This window comes from Dyadobacter psychrophilus (genome assembly GCF_900167945.1).
GTDB classification, from domain to species: Bacteria; Bacteroidota; Bacteroidia; order Cytophagales; family Spirosomataceae; genus Dyadobacter; species Dyadobacter psychrophilus.
On the sequence record NZ_FUZA01000007.1, the window covers coordinates 126,659 to 139,490 of the forward strand.

Consider the following 12,832-nt stretch of genomic DNA (forward strand, 5'->3'; position numbering starts at 1 on the left):
GGTAAACTAGGCGTGCTGTAATATGAAGATTATTTAGAATACAACTCAACGATAAGTTGTTCGTTGATGTTTTCAGGAATCTGCTCGCGTTCCGGGAAGGTTACGAATTTACCTGTCAATTGCTGACCATCCCACTCCAACCAGTTGAACCCTTTTGAGCTGTGACCAGCAAGGCTTTCTGAAACTGATTCAAGAGATTTAGATTTCTCACGAACTGTAACGATTTGTCCAGGACGTAGGGAATAAGAAGGGATGTTTACAATTTCACCATCAACAAGTATATGCTTGTGGGAAACGAGCTGACGTGCAGCGCGTCTTGTTGGAGCAATGCCCAAGCGGTAAACTGTGTTATCAAGACGAGCTTCGCAGTATTTCAATAGGTTTTCACCAGTAATACCCTCTTTAACCGAAGCCTTTTCGAATAGATTACGGAATTGTCTTTCAAGAATACCGTAGATGAATTTCACCTTCTGCTTTTCCATCAATTGCAAAGCATACTCAGATTTTTTCGAGCGGCGACCCTTTCCATGAACTCCTGGAGGGTAATTTTTCTTTGCAAGCGCCTTGCTTGGACCCATGATGGGTTCTCCGTAACGTCTTGCAATCTTTGATTTGGGACCTGTATAACGTGCCATTAAAAACTTTTTGTTTTACTTAAATTTATTGAAAACCATTCTGTAACCCCAGTGTCCAAATTACGAATGGGCATTTATTGAAATACTATACTCTCCGACGTTTTGGAGGACGGCAACCATTGTGTGGAAGCGGAGTAATATCTCTGATTGTAGTAACCTCGATTCCAGCATTCTGGATGGTACGAATCGCAGATTCGCGACCTGATCCTGGTCCTTTTACAAAAACCTCAGCTTTACGCATTCCCAAGTCGAAAGCGACCTGAGCGCAGCTTTGAGCTGCTGTTTGTGCAGCGTAAGGAGTGTTTTTCTTTGAACCGCGGAAACCCATTTTACCAGCAGATCCCCAGGATATCACTTGGCCATTGTTATTGGTAATAGAGATAATAATGTTGTTGAATGAAGCCTTAATGTGTACTTGACCCACCGACTCCACTACTACAACTCTCTTCTTTGCTTTATCTTTTCTTTTATTTTGTGCCATTGCTTATGGATAGAAATGTGGTTTTACCCACCGCTCACTGATTATTTAGTAGCCTTTTTCTTGTTCGCGATTGTTTTGCGTTTACCCTTACGAGTACGAGAGTTGTTCTTTGTCCTTTGTCCGCGCAATGGTAAACCTTTACGGTGACGAAGACCTCTGTAACAAGCGATATCCATTAAGCGCTTAATGCTCAGTTGAACTTCTGACTTAAGTGCACCTTCTACTTTATATTCACCTGCTATAACCGCACGAACTGCACCAGACTCTTCATCATTCCAGTCGATCACCTTTTTATTGATGTCAACTCCTGCTTTCTCCAGAATTTTTTTCGCTGAACTGCGTCCAATTCCGAAGATATAAGTTAGTGAAATTTCGCCCCTTTTACGGTCGGGAATATCAACTCCTGAAATACGTGCCATAATGATTAACCTTGTCTTTGTTTATACCGTGGGTTCTTCTTGTTAATAACATACACTTTACCCTTTCGGCGTATAACCTTGCAGTCTTCACTGCGTTTCTTTACTGATGCTTTGACTTTCATCTCGAATGTTACTTGTTGTTAATACTGAGGTGGTCTTCTCCTTATTTGTACCGGTAGGTAATTCTTGCTTTTGATAAGTCGTAAGGAGACATTTCCAACTTAACACGGTCGCCCGGTAAAATTTTTATATAATGCATTCTCATCTTTCCCGAAATGTGAGCGATTACTTCATGCTTATTCTCTAAAACCACACGAAACATTGCATTGGAAAGGGCTTCTAAAATAACTCCGTCTTGTTCGATTGATGCTTGTTTTGCCATTCGTAGCGTTAATTACATTACTTCAACCATAAGGCTGGTGTTGGCCGTCACTTTTTCTATATAATCGAATGTTGTCAGAATTTCGGCTTTGCCTTTACGAACAACAACCGTATGCTCAAAATGAGCTGAATATTTTCTGTCAGTTGTTCTGATTGTCCAACCGTCACGCTCCTGCATAACCGTTTTCACACCAAGATTGATCATTGGCTCAATTGCCAGAACCATTCCTTCCCTCAATTTGATACCCTTTCCGCGCTTTCCATAATTAGGAACCTCTGGGCTTTCATGGAGATCCTTTCCAACTCCATGTCCTACTAATTCCCGCACAACAGTATATCCTCTTTCCTCAACGTAATTCTGTACTGCAAATCCAATATCGCCAATTCTAAGTCCATCAACCGCTTGCTCAATCCCTTTGTATAAAGATTTCTTTGTAGCTGTTAAAAGATTCATAACCTCTGACTTCACTTCCCCTACCGGGTAAGTGTAAGCACTATCGCTGTGAAATCCATTTAATTTAACCCCACAATCAATTGAGACAATATCTCCTTCCTTTAATACATAGCTTCCTGGAATACCGTGAACTACAACTTCATTAACGGAAATGCAAAGTGATGCAGGAAACTTATTGAATCCCTTAAACGATGGGATACCCCCATTATCTCTAATATATTCTTCTGCTACAGAATCAAGCTTGTTAGTTGTTACACCTGGTTTAACCCATAACGCAACTTCAGCATGCGCTTTACCTAAAACTTGGGCGCTTTCTCTGATTAAACTAATTTCTTCCTCTGTCTTTAAATAAATCATCACAAATCTTAGATGGCGACGCTCTCGGTCCTACCTTTTACACGACCAGATTTCATCAATCCTTCATATCTCCGCATTAACAGGTAGCTTTCTATTTGCTGCAACGTATCCAAAACAACGCCAACCATAATAAGCAATGAAGTTCCTCCGAAGAAGTGAGCAAAATCAGTAGACACACCTAGTAAACTCGCAAAAGCAGGCAAGGTAGCAACAACTGCAAGCATCAGCGATCCTGGGAATGTAATTCTGTCAAGTATAGAACTGATATATTCTGAGGTCTGCTGCCCAGGCTTAACACCAGGAATGAAACCACCTCCTCTTTTCATATCATCAGCAATTTGCTGCGGATTAACCGAAATTGCGGTGTAAAAGAAAGTAAACACAATAATTAAAACCGCAAACAACAAGTTGTATTGCCAAGTCGTATAGTTAGCGAAGATCGTTGCTACGTTACTAGCAAAGTCACTTTTTTCAGCGAAATAAGATGCTCCCAATGATGGAATAAACATTAGTGCTTGCGCAAAAATAATTGGCATTACACCAGCAGCATTAAGTTTTAACGGTAAATATTGACGTTGTCCACCCATCACACGGTTACCAACAACTTGCTTTGCATATTGAATCGGTATCCTACGTACTGCCTGTGTCAACATTACAGCACCCATTATCACAAAATAAAGCGCGACAATTTCTAGTACAGTCAACAATATCTGACCGCTACCACGCGATACGAACTCTTTATAAATTGCCCCCGGAAATCTGGAAACAATACCGATCATAATCAACATTGATATTCCATTGCCTATTCCCTTATCAGTAATTCTTTCTCCTAGCCACATACAGAACATTGTTCCTGCCGTTAGGACGAAAACAGAAGATATGGAGAAAAGGCTTCTTGATACCAATAAAGCCTCATCAGGAACTGTTGTATTTAAATAAGCTGTGCCTTGTACCAAGGTAACCACAATCGTCAAGACCCTGGTTATCTGATTGAGCTTCTTACGACCAGACTCCCCCTCTTTTTGCATCTTTTGAAAATAAGGCAAAGCCATTGTCAAAAGTTGTATCGCAATCGAAGCAGAAATATAGGGCATGATACCCAACGCAAAAATCGATGCCTTGCTGAATGCCCCTCCTAAGAAGGTGTCCAGAAGGCCCAATAATCCCTGAGTGGAAACATTCATTTGATCCGGCTCAACGCCGGGCAAAGCCACGTAAGACCCCAAACGGAAAATCGTTATAAACAAAAGAGTGTTGAGAATTCTTGTTCTCAACTCTTCAATTGCAAATATGTGTTTTATAGTCTCTAAAAATCGTTTCATGTCGTGGGCTTACATAAGCTAGTTATTAAACAAATTAATGTTTAACCAAAAAGCAAAATTATAATTTAACCGCTTTACCTCCTGCCTTTTCAATGGCTTCAATAGCAGACGCTGAAAACCCGTTAGCCTGAACTTCAACAGCAGATGAAATCTCGCCTCTGTTCAATATCTTAACAAGATCCTTTTTTGCACATAAACCATTCTCACGGATCAAATCCAAAGTAATTACTGATGCGCTGGTCTTTTCAGCCAATGCCTGGATTGCATCCAGATTAAGCGCTTTGTACTCTACTCGGTTGATATTGTTAAACCCAAATTTAGGCAAACGTCTTTGAAGTGGCATCTGTCCACCCTCAAAACCCACCTTGCGGCTATAACCAGAACGAGATTGAGCCCCTTTATGTCCACGTGCAGCTGTTCCTCCTTTACCAGAGCCCTGACCACGTCCAACTCTCTTTCCTGTCTTAACAGATCCAACAGCCGGTTTTAATGAACTAAGATTCATACTTTAATATATGTTAAATTTCTTCTACTTTAACCAAGTGGCTTACCTTGCGGATCATACCAGCAATGGCTTCGCTATTTTCTTTTTCAACCGTTCTGTTTAACTTACCAAGTCCTAACGCCTTAATAGTAAGCTTCTGTCTCTCCGGACGATCGATTGTGCTCTTAACTTGTGTAATACGTACTTTTGACATGATCACGCTCAGATAAAGGATAATCCTAAGACTATCCGTTGAATACTTTGTCCAATTTAACACCACGCTGGAAAGCAACCTGATGAGGAGCTCTCATTTTCAAAAGAGCGTCAATTGTAGCTTTGATTACGTTATGAGGATTCGACGACCCCTTTGATTTCGCAAGTACATCTTTAATTCCGGCACTTTCAAGTACCGCGCGCATAGGTCCACCAGCAAGAACTCCTGTTCCGGGTGCAGCTGGTTTGATCAATACAAAACCACCGCTGAATTTACCTTCCATCTGGTGAGGAACAGTATGCTTGAGCATTGGAATTTGAATTAGATTCTTTTTAGCATCATCGATGCCCTTAGCGATCGCATCCGTTACTTCGTTTGCTTTGCCAAGTCCATATCCAACAACACCGTTTCCATCTCCCACAACAACGATAGCCGAAAAGCTAAAACGACGACCACCTTTTACTACTTTTGCTACCCGATTGATCGCCACTACGCGTTCTTTCAAGTCAGATTCGTTAACCTTTGAAGGTTTTGTATTTGTAGACATAGTCTTTGTTATACTTAGAATTTCAGGCCACCCTCACGAGCTCCTTCGGCCAATGCTTTTACTTTACCATGATACAAATATCCATTTCTGTCAAAAACTACAGTCTGAATACCTGCTTCTTGTGCCTTTTCGGCAATCTTTTTGCCAACCTGGAGAGCCGTATCTACATTAGAGTTCTCTTTTCTTCCACCCAGGTCTACTGATGATGCGCTTGCAAGCGTAACACCATTTATATCATCTATAATTTGCGCATAAATGCTGGTGTTAGAGCGGAAGACCGATAATCTCGGACGCTCCGAACTACCTTTCACTTTCTTACGAATGTGATATTTAAGGCGTTGTCTTCTATCTGCTTTTGCGGTAGCCATTTTCAAACTTGTCTTACTTGTTTATAATCTAATTCGGTGAACTACTACTTTTTAGAAGCAGACTTTCCAGCCTTGCGACGAACAACTTCACCAACGAAACGAATACCCTTACCTTTGTAAGGCTCAACCTTACGAAGCGATTTGATCTTCGCAGCAACAGAACCAATTAGTTCTTTGTCAATTCCTTCCAGGATCACCTTCGGGTTCTGTCCTTTTTCAGACGTAGTCGAAAGTTTAATTTCTTCTGGAATCGCCATGAAAATATTGTGAGAATAACCAAGTTGAAGTTCCAGCACATTATTTGCCGCACTTGCTTTGTAACCAACCCCAATAATTTCCAATTCTTTTTTATAACCAGCGTCTACGCCAATGACCATGTTATTGATCAAAGACCGATACAAGCCATGAAGTGCCTTGTGGCGCTTTTGCTCGGTCGGGCGGCTTACTTTCAATTCGCTCCCCTCGATTTCTACACTGATATCGCTGTCAACAACTTGCGTAAGTGTTCCCTTAGGTCCCTTAACCGACACCACATTACCTTCTGCAACTGACACAGAAACGCTTGAAGGCAAAACGATAATTTTATTTCCTATACGTGACATTTCCTGAATAACTTTTAAATATTAATACACGAAACATAACACCTCTCCACCCACATTCAGCGTCTTAGCTTCCTTGTCAGTCATAACTCCTTTAGAAGTAGAAATGATAACAGTTCCTAATCCACCCAATACGCGTGGTAGCGTTGATGAACCTGAATATTTACGAAGTCCAGGCTTACTAACCCTCTCCAATTTCACAATTGCAGATTGCTTTGTCACAGGATTGTATTTCAAAGCTATTTTGATTACACCCTGAGGACCTACTTCGTCAAATTTATAACTCTGAATATACCCTTTATCAAAAAGTACTTTAGTTATTTCTTTTTTTATGTTGGATGCAGGTATCTCAACAACCCTGTGCTTCGCTTTGATAGCGTTTCTGAGTCTCGTCAGATAATCTGCTATGGGATCCGTTAACATTTTTATGCCTAGTTTAAACACCCCTTTGAAACGGGAGTGCAAAGTTAAGTAATTGAAATCAGAATTGAAAGTATTCTTACCAACTTGATTTTGTAACACCCGGAATCTTGCCGTCAGACGCCATATCCCGGAACAGAACTCTGGAAATTCCGAACTTCCGCATGTAACCCCGAGGCCTTCCCGTGATTTTGCACCTATTATGTAGACGAACAGGAGAAGAGTTACGTGGTAATTTATCCAAACCAACCCAGTCACCAGCAGCTTTTAATTTTGTACGCTTTTCAGCAAATTTAGCTACAAGTGCCTCTCTTTTTCTCTCCCGTGCTTTAACTGATTCTTTTGCCATTGTCGGTAAATATCTTATATTAAGAATTATCCTTGTTTGTTCGCATTTGTAAATGGCATACCCAGTGCCTTCAACAATTCATAACTTTCTTCGTCCGAATTAGTTGAAGTAACGAATGTGATATCCATACCGGTAATTTTATTCACCTTTTCTATACTAATCTCAGGAAAAATGATTTGCTCTTTAACACCGAACGTATAATTTCCGCGTCCGTCAAATCCTTTATCACTGATACCTTTGAAGTCCCTTACACGAGGCATTGCAATTGCAGTCAAACGATCAAGAAACTCATACATACGATCGCCACGAAGTGTAACCTTTGCTCCAATCGGCATGTTTTCACGCAACTTGAAGTTAGAAACCGCTTTCTTAGAAATTGTTGCTATTGCCTTTTGACCGGTGATCTGGCTCAATTCTTCAACACCAGTATCAACCAATTTTTTGTCTGCCACCGCTGCACCAATTCCCTTATTGATAACTATCTTAGTCAAACGAGGAACCTGCATTACTGACTTGTACTGAAACTTGTCTTTCAGCTGCGAAACAACTTCGCTTACATACTTTTCTTTTAATCTCGGCTGTGCCATCTTTTTGAAGATATTATTGTGGATTACCGACCCACCGTTTATATTCAATTCCAGGTTCTAAATGAACAAGGAATTATAAAATATTTCCTGTCTTTTTCGAAAAACGCTGAAGCTTTCCTTTGTCATCTGCCTTGCGACCAGTTCTGGTTGCTTCGCCAGTTTTAGGATCAACCACCATTAGGTTACTAATGTGAATTGCACCTTCACGCTTTTCAATGCTTCCTTGTGGAGTTTGTGCGTTAGGCTTAACATGCTTTGTAATCATGTTAACGCCTTCAACAACAGCTCTAAGCTTCTCGATATCCACTTTCTTGATAACACCAGTCTCGCCTTTTGCATTGCCTGAGATTACCTTAACAGTATCTCCAGTGCGAATGTGCAACTTAGCCGGTGCCTTTTTATTTTTGCTTTCCATTTTAGATATTCTCTTATCAGTTCAAAGAAATACTAGAGTTTCGATTTCTTACAACACCTCAGGTGCCAGTGAAACGATCTTCATGAATTGCTTTTCGCGCAATTCCCTTGCAACCGGTCCAAAGATACGAGTACCACGAGGCTCGTCATTGTTGTTTAACAAAACAGCTGCATTATCTTCAAATCTGATGTAGGTTCCATCTTTACGGCGTACTTCTTTTTTTGTACGAACCACAACGGCTTTTGAAACCGTTCCTTTTTTCATATTGCTCGAAGAAAGAGCTGATTTTACTGTTACGACGATTTTATCGCCCACTGAGGCATAGCGTTTGCCAGTTCCACCAAGTACACGAATTACGAGTACTTCCTTCGCTCCACTGTTGTCTGCTACCGACAGTCTTGATTCTTGCTGTACCATTGTTACTTAGCTCTTTCAAGGATTTCTACTAATCTCCAACGCTTATTCTTACTAAGCGGACGTGTTTCCATCACGCGAATCGTATCACCGATTCCAACCTGATTGGTTTCGTCATGCACCATAAGCTTGGTAGTTTTAGTCATAAACTTACCATACTTGGCATGCTTCACTTTACGCTCCACAGTGATCACACAGGATTTCTCCATTTTGTTGCTCACTACTTTGCCAACTCTTTCTTTACGTAAATTTCTTTCTGTTGCCTCCATAATTTCTAAACTGATTTACTGTTGGTTACTTTTAGCCGACAGCTCGGTTAAGAGTTTTGCAATTTCCTTACGCGAGGTACGAATACGCAAAGGGTTTTCAATTGGTGAAATCGCATGAGCGAATTTCAATCGCAATAAGCGCTCCCGCTCCTGAGCGATCTGCTCTTTAAGCTGATCTTGCGACAGATCTTTTATTTCTTTACTAGTCATTGCTTTAAATAATTAGCGTTCTTAATAACATTCGGGTTAATTCGCTTCCTGATAATCCCGACGTACAACGAACTTGGTTTTAATTGGCAACTTCTGTGCGGCCAAACGCAATGCTTCGTTAGCGGTATCCAATGTAACACCAGTTGCTTCGAAGATGATTGTTCCTGGCTTAACCGGTGCTACCCAATATTCAGGAGCTCCTTTACCTTTACCCATACGAACTTCCGCTGGCTTCTTGGTAATTGGCTTGTCAGGGAAAACACGAATCCATACCTGGCCTTCACGTTTCATAGCACGAGTCACTGAAATACGTGCAGCTTCAATTTGACGTGCGGTCAACCAACCTGGTTCAAGCGCTTTGATAGCAAAAGAACCAAATGCGATTTCATGTCCGCGAGTAGCCAAACCATTATAGGAGCCCTTGCCTTTTTGTTGCTTGCGAAATTTTGTCCTTTTCGGCTGTAACATGATTTTAATCTATTTGAACCGGTGCATTACCGGAAAATGTCGGATTACTTCTTCTTATTCCTATTGTTGTTGTTGCCACCACCGCTGTTATTGCGTTTGCGACGATCTGCTTCGCTTCCGCCACCACCGCCTTCTCCACGAGGTGCTCCACCATCACGACCACCACCTCTGCGATCTCTTCCGCCACGATCATTTCCACCACGGTCGTTTCCGCCTGATGCGCTTCTTTCAGCACGGTCAGATGCAGCTGTTGCAGCACTTGGTGTCAAATCTCTCTTACCGTAAAGCTCTCCTTTGAAGATCCAAACTTTAATACCGATTTTTCCGTAGATCGTTTGTGCTTCTGAGATTGCATAATCGATATCAGCTCTCAAAGTGTGAAGAGGAATTCTTCCTTCTTTGTATTCCTCAGTACGAGCCATTTCAGCTCCACCAAGACGACCAGCAAGACGAATTTTGATTCCTTGTGTTCCAACCCGCATTGCAGAAGCAATTGACTGCTTCATTGCTCTACGATATGAAATACGAGCCTGAAGTTGTTGAGCGATTGCTTCGCCTACCAATTTCGCATCGATCTCAGGACGTTTGATCTCATAAATGTTGATCTGAACGTCTTTTCCTGTGATCTTTTTAAGCTCTTCTTTGATTTTATCAACTTCGCTACCACCTTTTCCAATTACAATACCCGGACGAGCAGTGTGGATTGTTAATGTGATACGTTTCAATGTTCTTTCAATAACTACTTTTGAGATCGATCCTTTTGGGATACGTGCTTTGATGTAATTACGGATTTTCTCGTCCTCAACTAATTTATCAGAGAAGTCTTTTCCTCCATACCAACTTGACTCCCATCCTCTAACAATTCCTAGTCTCAGACCTATAGGATTAACCTTTTGTCCCATTCGATATAGATCGTTTTACTTATGATTCGGTGATTACTGATTCTTTGTCTGCGCTTGCGATAGAAGCAGAAGCATCGTCGATCACGATTGTGATGTGGTTCGAACGCTTACGGATTCTATGTGCTCTTCCTTGCGGTGCAGGGCGCAAACGCTTTAACATACGTCCACCGTCAATAAATACGGTTTTGACAATAAGATCAGCGTCTTCCAGCTTCGCATCCTCATTCAGTTGTTGCCAGTTAGCAACTGCAGAAAGTAAAACTTTGTGCAAAACCGGTGAAGAAGCTCTCGGTTGAAACTTTAATAGTGCCAACGCCTTGCTGACCTTTTGTCCGCGAATCATGTCGGCTACTAACCTCATTTTGCGAGGAGAAGTAGGCACATCTTTTAATATAGCTCTTGCTTCCATGTTCTTTCAGATATAGGCTCGTTCCTGTGACAGAACCAGCTATCGTCGACTAATTATTTTCTACCTTTATCTTTTTTTGCTGTGTGGCCACGGAAGTTACGTGTAGGAGAGAATTCTCCCAGTTTGTGACCAACCATATTTTCAGTTACATAAACCGGAATAAACTTGTTTCCATTATGCACTGCGAATGTATGCCCGATAAAATCCGGCGATATCATTGAGCGTCGTGACCAGGTTTTGATTACTGATTTCCGTGAAGCACTGTTCATCACAGTTACTTTGTTCTCAAGACGAAAATCGATATATGGTCCTTTTTTTAATGAGCGTGCCATGTTATACTATTATTTTTTACGACGGCTGATAATCAATTTCTCAGAATGCTTGTTGCGATCACGAGTCTTAAGTCCTTTAGAGAACTGTCCGTTTCTTGATCTAGGCTGGCCCCCTGATGAGCGACCTTCACCACCACCCATTGGGTGATCGACTGGGTTCATTGCAACACCACGTACACGTGGGCGGCGACCTAACCAACGACGACGGCCTGCTTTTCCTAATGCAACATTCATGTGACTTGCATTAGAAACTGTTCCAACTGTTGCGATACAAGTAGAAAGTATCATACGCATTTCGCCAGATGGCATTTTCAATACTGCGTATTTTCCTTCTCTCGCAACAAGCTGAGCATAAGCTCCCGCGCTACGTGCAAACTGACCACCTTTACCAGGAGTCAACTCGATATTGTGAACAATTGTACCAATTGGCATAGAACCTAATGGAAGCGCATTACCAACTTCCGGTGCTACTGAACTGCCTGAAACAATTACTTGTCCCACTTTCAGTCCGTTTGGAGCAATCACATATCTTTTTTCTTCATCTTCAAACTGCACCAACGCAATACGCGCTGAACGGTTTGGATCGTATTCAATTGAAATTACTGTGGCTGGTGCATCGAAACGATTTCTTTTGAAATCAATTACACGATACTTCCTTTTATGCCCGCCACCTATATGTCGCATGGTCCTGTGTCCCTGGCTATTACGACCACCTGTTCTTTTGATGGTTTCCAGAAGACTCTTTTCAGGTTTCGCCGTTGTGATCTCCTCGAATGTAGGAGCGGAGCGGAAACGCTGACCAGCACTTGTCGGTTTTAATTTTTTAACTGCCATTTGCTATTAACTCGTCAAAGATTTGAATCGCTCAACTATTCTTATGCTTCACCGTAGATATCGATGATTTCACCTTCAGCTACTGTTACGATAGCCTTTTTGATAGTTGAAGTTTTTCCACTTACAAACTTACCACCCGATGTACGGGATTTGCTTTTTCCAATGCTGCGCATTGTATGAACGCTTTCTACGGTAACCCCGAACAGTTTCTCAATAGCCTTTTTGATCTCTACTTTATTAGAAGTAAGGGACACTTCGAAGGCATATTTTCCTTGACCACCCTGAGCCGTTACCTTTTCGGTTATAATCGGACGTTTCAGTACACTCATGATTATTTGTTCAATTGGGTTTCCAAAATAGACAGAGCAGATTCACTTATCAAAAGACGGTCTGCATACATCAGGTCATACGTGTTGACCGCGTCCACTGTCGTAACTTTTGCTTTTGGAATGTTACGGCTTGACAGATATACATTGCTGTCAACAGATGGAAGAATTAGAAGTGTTTTGGTATTCACCAATGCAAGTGAATTCAAAACATTCAAATAAGACTTAGTTTTTGGGGCATCAAATGTGAATGCTTCAAGAACTGAAATCGAATCAGACTGAGCTTTTGCAGAGAAAGCTGACTTACGAGCCAAAACTTTAACTTTTCTATTGATTTTAAAACCGTAGTCACGAGGACGTGGACCGAAAATACGACCACCACCTACGAACACCGGAGATTTAATGCTACCTGCACGAGCTCCACCTGTTCCTTTTTGACGTTTGATTTTACGAGTAGAGTGATTAACCTCTGCACGTTCTTTAGATTTGTGTGTTCCCTGACGTTGGTTAGCCAAGTACAACTTCACATCGAGATAGATCGCGTGCGTGTTAGGTTCGATGCCAAAAATTTCTTCAGACACACTTACCTTCTTGCCGGTATCTTCTCCTTTTATATTTAATACGGACAGTTCCATC

Annotated in this window: 26 protein-coding genes; all 26 read right to left on the reverse strand. The window is 41.5% G+C overall.

Annotation, left to right across the window (positions count from 1 at the left end):
* Positions 1–29 precede the first annotated feature (29 nt).
* The 26 genes from rpsD to rplD all read right to left on the reverse strand — a co-directional run bounded on the left by rpsD (position 30) and on the right by rplD (position 12,831).
* Positions 30–635, reverse strand: coding sequence for a 30S ribosomal protein S4 (gene rpsD, locus B5X68_RS22335; RefSeq protein WP_026631250.1), 606 nt, complete (start codon positions 633–635; stop codon positions 30–32).
* 85 nt (positions 636–720) lie between these two features.
* On the reverse strand, positions 721–1,116 hold the full coding sequence (gene rpsK / locus B5X68_RS22340) for a 30S ribosomal protein S11 (protein ID WP_026631249.1): 396 nt from the start codon (positions 1,114–1,116) through the stop codon (positions 721–723).
* A 41-nt stretch (positions 1,117–1,157) separates the two neighbouring features.
* Positions 1,158–1,535 carry a 30S ribosomal protein S13 gene (gene rpsM, locus B5X68_RS22345; RefSeq protein WP_026631248.1) on the reverse strand — a complete coding sequence of 126 codons (378 nt, stop codon included), beginning with the start codon at positions 1,533–1,535 and terminating at the stop codon, positions 1,158–1,160.
* 5 nt (positions 1,536–1,540) lie between these two features.
* Positions 1,541–1,657, reverse strand: coding sequence for a type B 50S ribosomal protein L36 (ykgO, locus tag B5X68_RS22350; protein ID WP_015813811.1), 117 nt, complete (start codon positions 1,655–1,657; stop codon positions 1,541–1,543).
* Between the two features lie 41 nt (positions 1,658–1,698).
* Positions 1,699–1,917 carry a translation initiation factor IF-1 gene (infA, locus tag B5X68_RS22355; RefSeq protein WP_015813810.1) on the reverse strand — a complete coding sequence of 73 codons (219 nt, stop codon included), beginning with the start codon at positions 1,915–1,917 and terminating at the stop codon, positions 1,699–1,701.
* Between the two features lie 12 nt (positions 1,918–1,929).
* Positions 1,930–2,727: a type I methionyl aminopeptidase gene (gene map, locus B5X68_RS22360; RefSeq protein ID WP_082216997.1), complete on the reverse strand. Its 798-nt coding sequence runs from the start codon at positions 2,725–2,727 to the stop codon at positions 1,930–1,932.
* Between the two features lie 8 nt (positions 2,728–2,735).
* Positions 2,736–4,049, reverse strand: coding sequence for a preprotein translocase subunit SecY (gene secY, locus B5X68_RS22365; protein WP_082216998.1), 1,314 nt, complete (start codon positions 4,047–4,049; stop codon positions 2,736–2,738).
* Positions 4,050–4,107: 58 nt separating this feature from the next.
* Complete coding sequence (rplO, locus tag B5X68_RS22370) at positions 4,108–4,554, reverse strand: 50S ribosomal protein L15 (RefSeq protein ID WP_082216999.1); 447 nt, start codon at positions 4,552–4,554, stop codon at positions 4,108–4,110.
* A gap of 13 nt (positions 4,555–4,567) precedes the next feature.
* Positions 4,568–4,747, reverse strand: coding sequence for a 50S ribosomal protein L30 (rpmD, locus tag B5X68_RS22375; protein WP_082217000.1), 180 nt, complete (start codon positions 4,745–4,747; stop codon positions 4,568–4,570).
* Between the two features lie 31 nt (positions 4,748–4,778).
* Positions 4,779–5,294: a 30S ribosomal protein S5 gene (rpsE, locus tag B5X68_RS22380; protein ID WP_082217001.1), complete on the reverse strand. Its 516-nt coding sequence runs from the start codon at positions 5,292–5,294 to the stop codon at positions 4,779–4,781.
* A 14-nt stretch (positions 5,295–5,308) separates the two neighbouring features.
* Positions 5,309–5,662: a 50S ribosomal protein L18 gene (gene rplR, locus B5X68_RS22385; protein WP_082217002.1), complete on the reverse strand. Its 354-nt coding sequence runs from the start codon at positions 5,660–5,662 to the stop codon at positions 5,309–5,311.
* 44 nt (positions 5,663–5,706) lie between these two features.
* Complete coding sequence (gene rplF / locus B5X68_RS22390) at positions 5,707–6,264, reverse strand: 50S ribosomal protein L6 (RefSeq protein WP_082217003.1); 558 nt, start codon at positions 6,262–6,264, stop codon at positions 5,707–5,709.
* Between the two features lie 21 nt (positions 6,265–6,285).
* On the reverse strand, positions 6,286–6,684 hold the full coding sequence (gene rpsH, locus B5X68_RS22395; protein ID WP_026350532.1) for a 30S ribosomal protein S8: 399 nt from the start codon (positions 6,682–6,684) through the stop codon (positions 6,286–6,288).
* 76 nt (positions 6,685–6,760) lie between these two features.
* Positions 6,761–7,030 carry a 30S ribosomal protein S14 gene (gene rpsN, locus B5X68_RS22400; protein ID WP_082217004.1) on the reverse strand — a complete coding sequence of 90 codons (270 nt, stop codon included), beginning with the start codon at positions 7,028–7,030 and terminating at the stop codon, positions 6,761–6,763.
* 26 nt (positions 7,031–7,056) lie between these two features.
* Positions 7,057–7,617 carry a 50S ribosomal protein L5 gene (gene rplE / locus B5X68_RS22405; protein ID WP_026631239.1) on the reverse strand — a complete coding sequence of 187 codons (561 nt, stop codon included), beginning with the start codon at positions 7,615–7,617 and terminating at the stop codon, positions 7,057–7,059.
* Positions 7,618–7,690: 73 nt separating this feature from the next.
* The gene (gene rplX / locus B5X68_RS22410) at positions 7,691–8,032 is read right to left on the reverse strand and encodes a 50S ribosomal protein L24 (protein WP_026631238.1); all 342 of its coding nucleotides are present in this window, start codon (positions 8,030–8,032) and stop codon (positions 7,691–7,693) included.
* Positions 8,033–8,080: 48 nt separating this feature from the next.
* Entirely contained in the window at positions 8,081–8,449 is a 369-nt protein-coding gene (gene rplN / locus B5X68_RS22415) for a 50S ribosomal protein L14 (RefSeq protein ID WP_026631237.1), read from the reverse strand.
* A 2-nt stretch (positions 8,450–8,451) separates the two neighbouring features.
* Entirely contained in the window at positions 8,452–8,715 is a 264-nt protein-coding gene (gene rpsQ / locus B5X68_RS22420; protein ID WP_082217005.1) for a 30S ribosomal protein S17, read from the reverse strand.
* A 15-nt stretch (positions 8,716–8,730) separates the two neighbouring features.
* Entirely contained in the window at positions 8,731–8,925 is a 195-nt protein-coding gene (gene rpmC, locus B5X68_RS22425; protein WP_026631235.1) for a 50S ribosomal protein L29, read from the reverse strand.
* A gap of 36 nt (positions 8,926–8,961) precedes the next feature.
* Positions 8,962–9,393 carry a 50S ribosomal protein L16 gene (rplP, locus tag B5X68_RS22430; RefSeq protein WP_026631234.1) on the reverse strand — a complete coding sequence of 144 codons (432 nt, stop codon included), beginning with the start codon at positions 9,391–9,393 and terminating at the stop codon, positions 8,962–8,964.
* A gap of 44 nt (positions 9,394–9,437) precedes the next feature.
* Positions 9,438–10,295 carry a 30S ribosomal protein S3 gene (rpsC, locus tag B5X68_RS22435; RefSeq protein WP_082217006.1) on the reverse strand — a complete coding sequence of 286 codons (858 nt, stop codon included), beginning with the start codon at positions 10,293–10,295 and terminating at the stop codon, positions 9,438–9,440.
* Positions 10,296–10,314: 19 nt separating this feature from the next.
* A complete protein-coding gene (gene rplV, locus B5X68_RS22440) occupies positions 10,315–10,704 on the reverse strand; it encodes a 50S ribosomal protein L22 (protein ID WP_082217007.1) in 390 nt (129 codons plus the stop codon).
* 53 nt (positions 10,705–10,757) lie between these two features.
* Positions 10,758–11,036, reverse strand: coding sequence for a 30S ribosomal protein S19 (gene rpsS / locus B5X68_RS22445; protein ID WP_026631233.1), 279 nt, complete (start codon positions 11,034–11,036; stop codon positions 10,758–10,760).
* A gap of 9 nt (positions 11,037–11,045) precedes the next feature.
* Positions 11,046–11,870 carry a 50S ribosomal protein L2 gene (rplB, locus tag B5X68_RS22450; RefSeq protein WP_026631232.1) on the reverse strand — a complete coding sequence of 275 codons (825 nt, stop codon included), beginning with the start codon at positions 11,868–11,870 and terminating at the stop codon, positions 11,046–11,048.
* Positions 11,871–11,911: 41 nt separating this feature from the next.
* Complete coding sequence (rplW, locus tag B5X68_RS22455) at positions 11,912–12,199, reverse strand: 50S ribosomal protein L23 (RefSeq protein WP_025764313.1); 288 nt, start codon at positions 12,197–12,199, stop codon at positions 11,912–11,914.
* A gap of 2 nt (positions 12,200–12,201) precedes the next feature.
* Positions 12,202–12,831 (reverse strand): 50S ribosomal protein L4, encoded by a 630-nt coding sequence (gene rplD, locus B5X68_RS22460; RefSeq protein ID WP_082217008.1) that lies wholly within the window; start codon positions 12,829–12,831, stop codon positions 12,202–12,204.
* Between the last annotated feature and the right edge of the window lies 1 nt (position 12,832).

What these genes read in the sequence shown, in the direction of transcription:
- rpsD (WP_026631250.1), bottom strand. Translation starts at nt 635, where the DNA reads ATGGCACGTTATACAGGTCCCAAATCAAAGATTGCAAGACGTTACGGA.
- rpsK (WP_026631249.1), bottom strand. Translation starts at nt 1,116, where the DNA reads ATGGCACAAAATAAAAGAAAAGATAAAGCAAAGAAGAGAGTTGTAGTA.
- rpsM (WP_026631248.1), bottom strand. Translation starts at nt 1,535, where the DNA reads ATGGCACGTATTTCAGGAGTTGATATTCCCGACCGTAAAAGGGGCGAA.
- ykgO (WP_015813811.1), bottom strand. Translation starts at nt 1,657, where the DNA reads ATGAAAGTCAAAGCATCAGTAAAGAAACGCAGTGAAGACTGCAAGGTT.
- infA (WP_015813810.1), bottom strand. Translation starts at nt 1,917, where the DNA reads ATGGCAAAACAAGCATCAATCGAACAAGACGGAGTTATTTTAGAAGCC.
- map (WP_082216997.1), bottom strand. Translation starts at nt 2,727, where the DNA reads ATGATTTATTTAAAGACAGAGGAAGAAATTAGTTTAATCAGAGAAAGC.
- secY (WP_082216998.1), bottom strand. Translation starts at nt 4,049, where the DNA reads ATGAAACGATTTTTAGAGACTATAAAACACATATTTGCAATTGAAGAG.
- rplO (WP_082216999.1), bottom strand. Translation starts at nt 4,554, where the DNA reads ATGAATCTTAGTTCATTAAAACCGGCTGTTGGATCTGTTAAGACAGGA.
- rpmD (WP_082217000.1), bottom strand. Translation starts at nt 4,747, where the DNA reads ATGTCAAAAGTACGTATTACACAAGTTAAGAGCACAATCGATCGTCCG.
- rpsE (WP_082217001.1), bottom strand. Translation starts at nt 5,294, where the DNA reads ATGTCTACAAATACAAAACCTTCAAAGGTTAACGAATCTGACTTGAAA.
- rplR (WP_082217002.1), bottom strand. Translation starts at nt 5,662, where the DNA reads ATGGCTACCGCAAAAGCAGATAGAAGACAACGCCTTAAATATCACATT.
- rplF (WP_082217003.1), bottom strand. Translation starts at nt 6,264, where the DNA reads ATGTCACGTATAGGAAATAAAATTATCGTTTTGCCTTCAAGCGTTTCT.
- rpsH (WP_026350532.1), bottom strand. Translation starts at nt 6,684, where the DNA reads ATGTTAACGGATCCCATAGCAGATTATCTGACGAGACTCAGAAACGCT.
- rpsN (WP_082217004.1), bottom strand. Translation starts at nt 7,030, where the DNA reads ATGGCAAAAGAATCAGTTAAAGCACGGGAGAGAAAAAGAGAGGCACTT.
- rplE (WP_026631239.1), bottom strand. Translation starts at nt 7,617, where the DNA reads ATGGCACAGCCGAGATTAAAAGAAAAGTATGTAAGCGAAGTTGTTTCG.
- rplX (WP_026631238.1), bottom strand. Translation starts at nt 8,032, where the DNA reads ATGGAAAGCAAAAATAAAAAGGCACCGGCTAAGTTGCACATTCGCACT.
- rplN (WP_026631237.1), bottom strand. Translation starts at nt 8,449, where the DNA reads ATGGTACAGCAAGAATCAAGACTGTCGGTAGCAGACAACAGTGGAGCG.
- rpsQ (WP_082217005.1), bottom strand. Translation starts at nt 8,715, where the DNA reads ATGGAGGCAACAGAAAGAAATTTACGTAAAGAAAGAGTTGGCAAAGTA.
- rpmC (WP_026631235.1), bottom strand. Translation starts at nt 8,925, where the DNA reads ATGACTAGTAAAGAAATAAAAGATCTGTCGCAAGATCAGCTTAAAGAG.
- rplP (WP_026631234.1), bottom strand. Translation starts at nt 9,393, where the DNA reads ATGTTACAGCCGAAAAGGACAAAATTTCGCAAGCAACAAAAAGGCAAG.
- rpsC (WP_082217006.1), bottom strand. Translation starts at nt 10,295, where the DNA reads ATGGGACAAAAGGTTAATCCTATAGGTCTGAGACTAGGAATTGTTAGA.
- rplV (WP_082217007.1), bottom strand. Translation starts at nt 10,704, where the DNA reads ATGGAAGCAAGAGCTATATTAAAAGATGTGCCTACTTCTCCTCGCAAA.
- rpsS (WP_026631233.1), bottom strand. Translation starts at nt 11,036, where the DNA reads ATGGCACGCTCATTAAAAAAAGGACCATATATCGATTTTCGTCTTGAG.
- rplB (WP_026631232.1), bottom strand. Translation starts at nt 11,870, where the DNA reads ATGGCAGTTAAAAAATTAAAACCGACAAGTGCTGGTCAGCGTTTCCGC.
- rplW (WP_025764313.1), bottom strand. Translation starts at nt 12,199, where the DNA reads ATGAGTGTACTGAAACGTCCGATTATAACCGAAAAGGTAACGGCTCAG.
- rplD (WP_082217008.1), bottom strand. Translation starts at nt 12,831, where the DNA reads ATGGAACTGTCCGTATTAAATATAAAAGGAGAAGATACCGGCAAGAAG.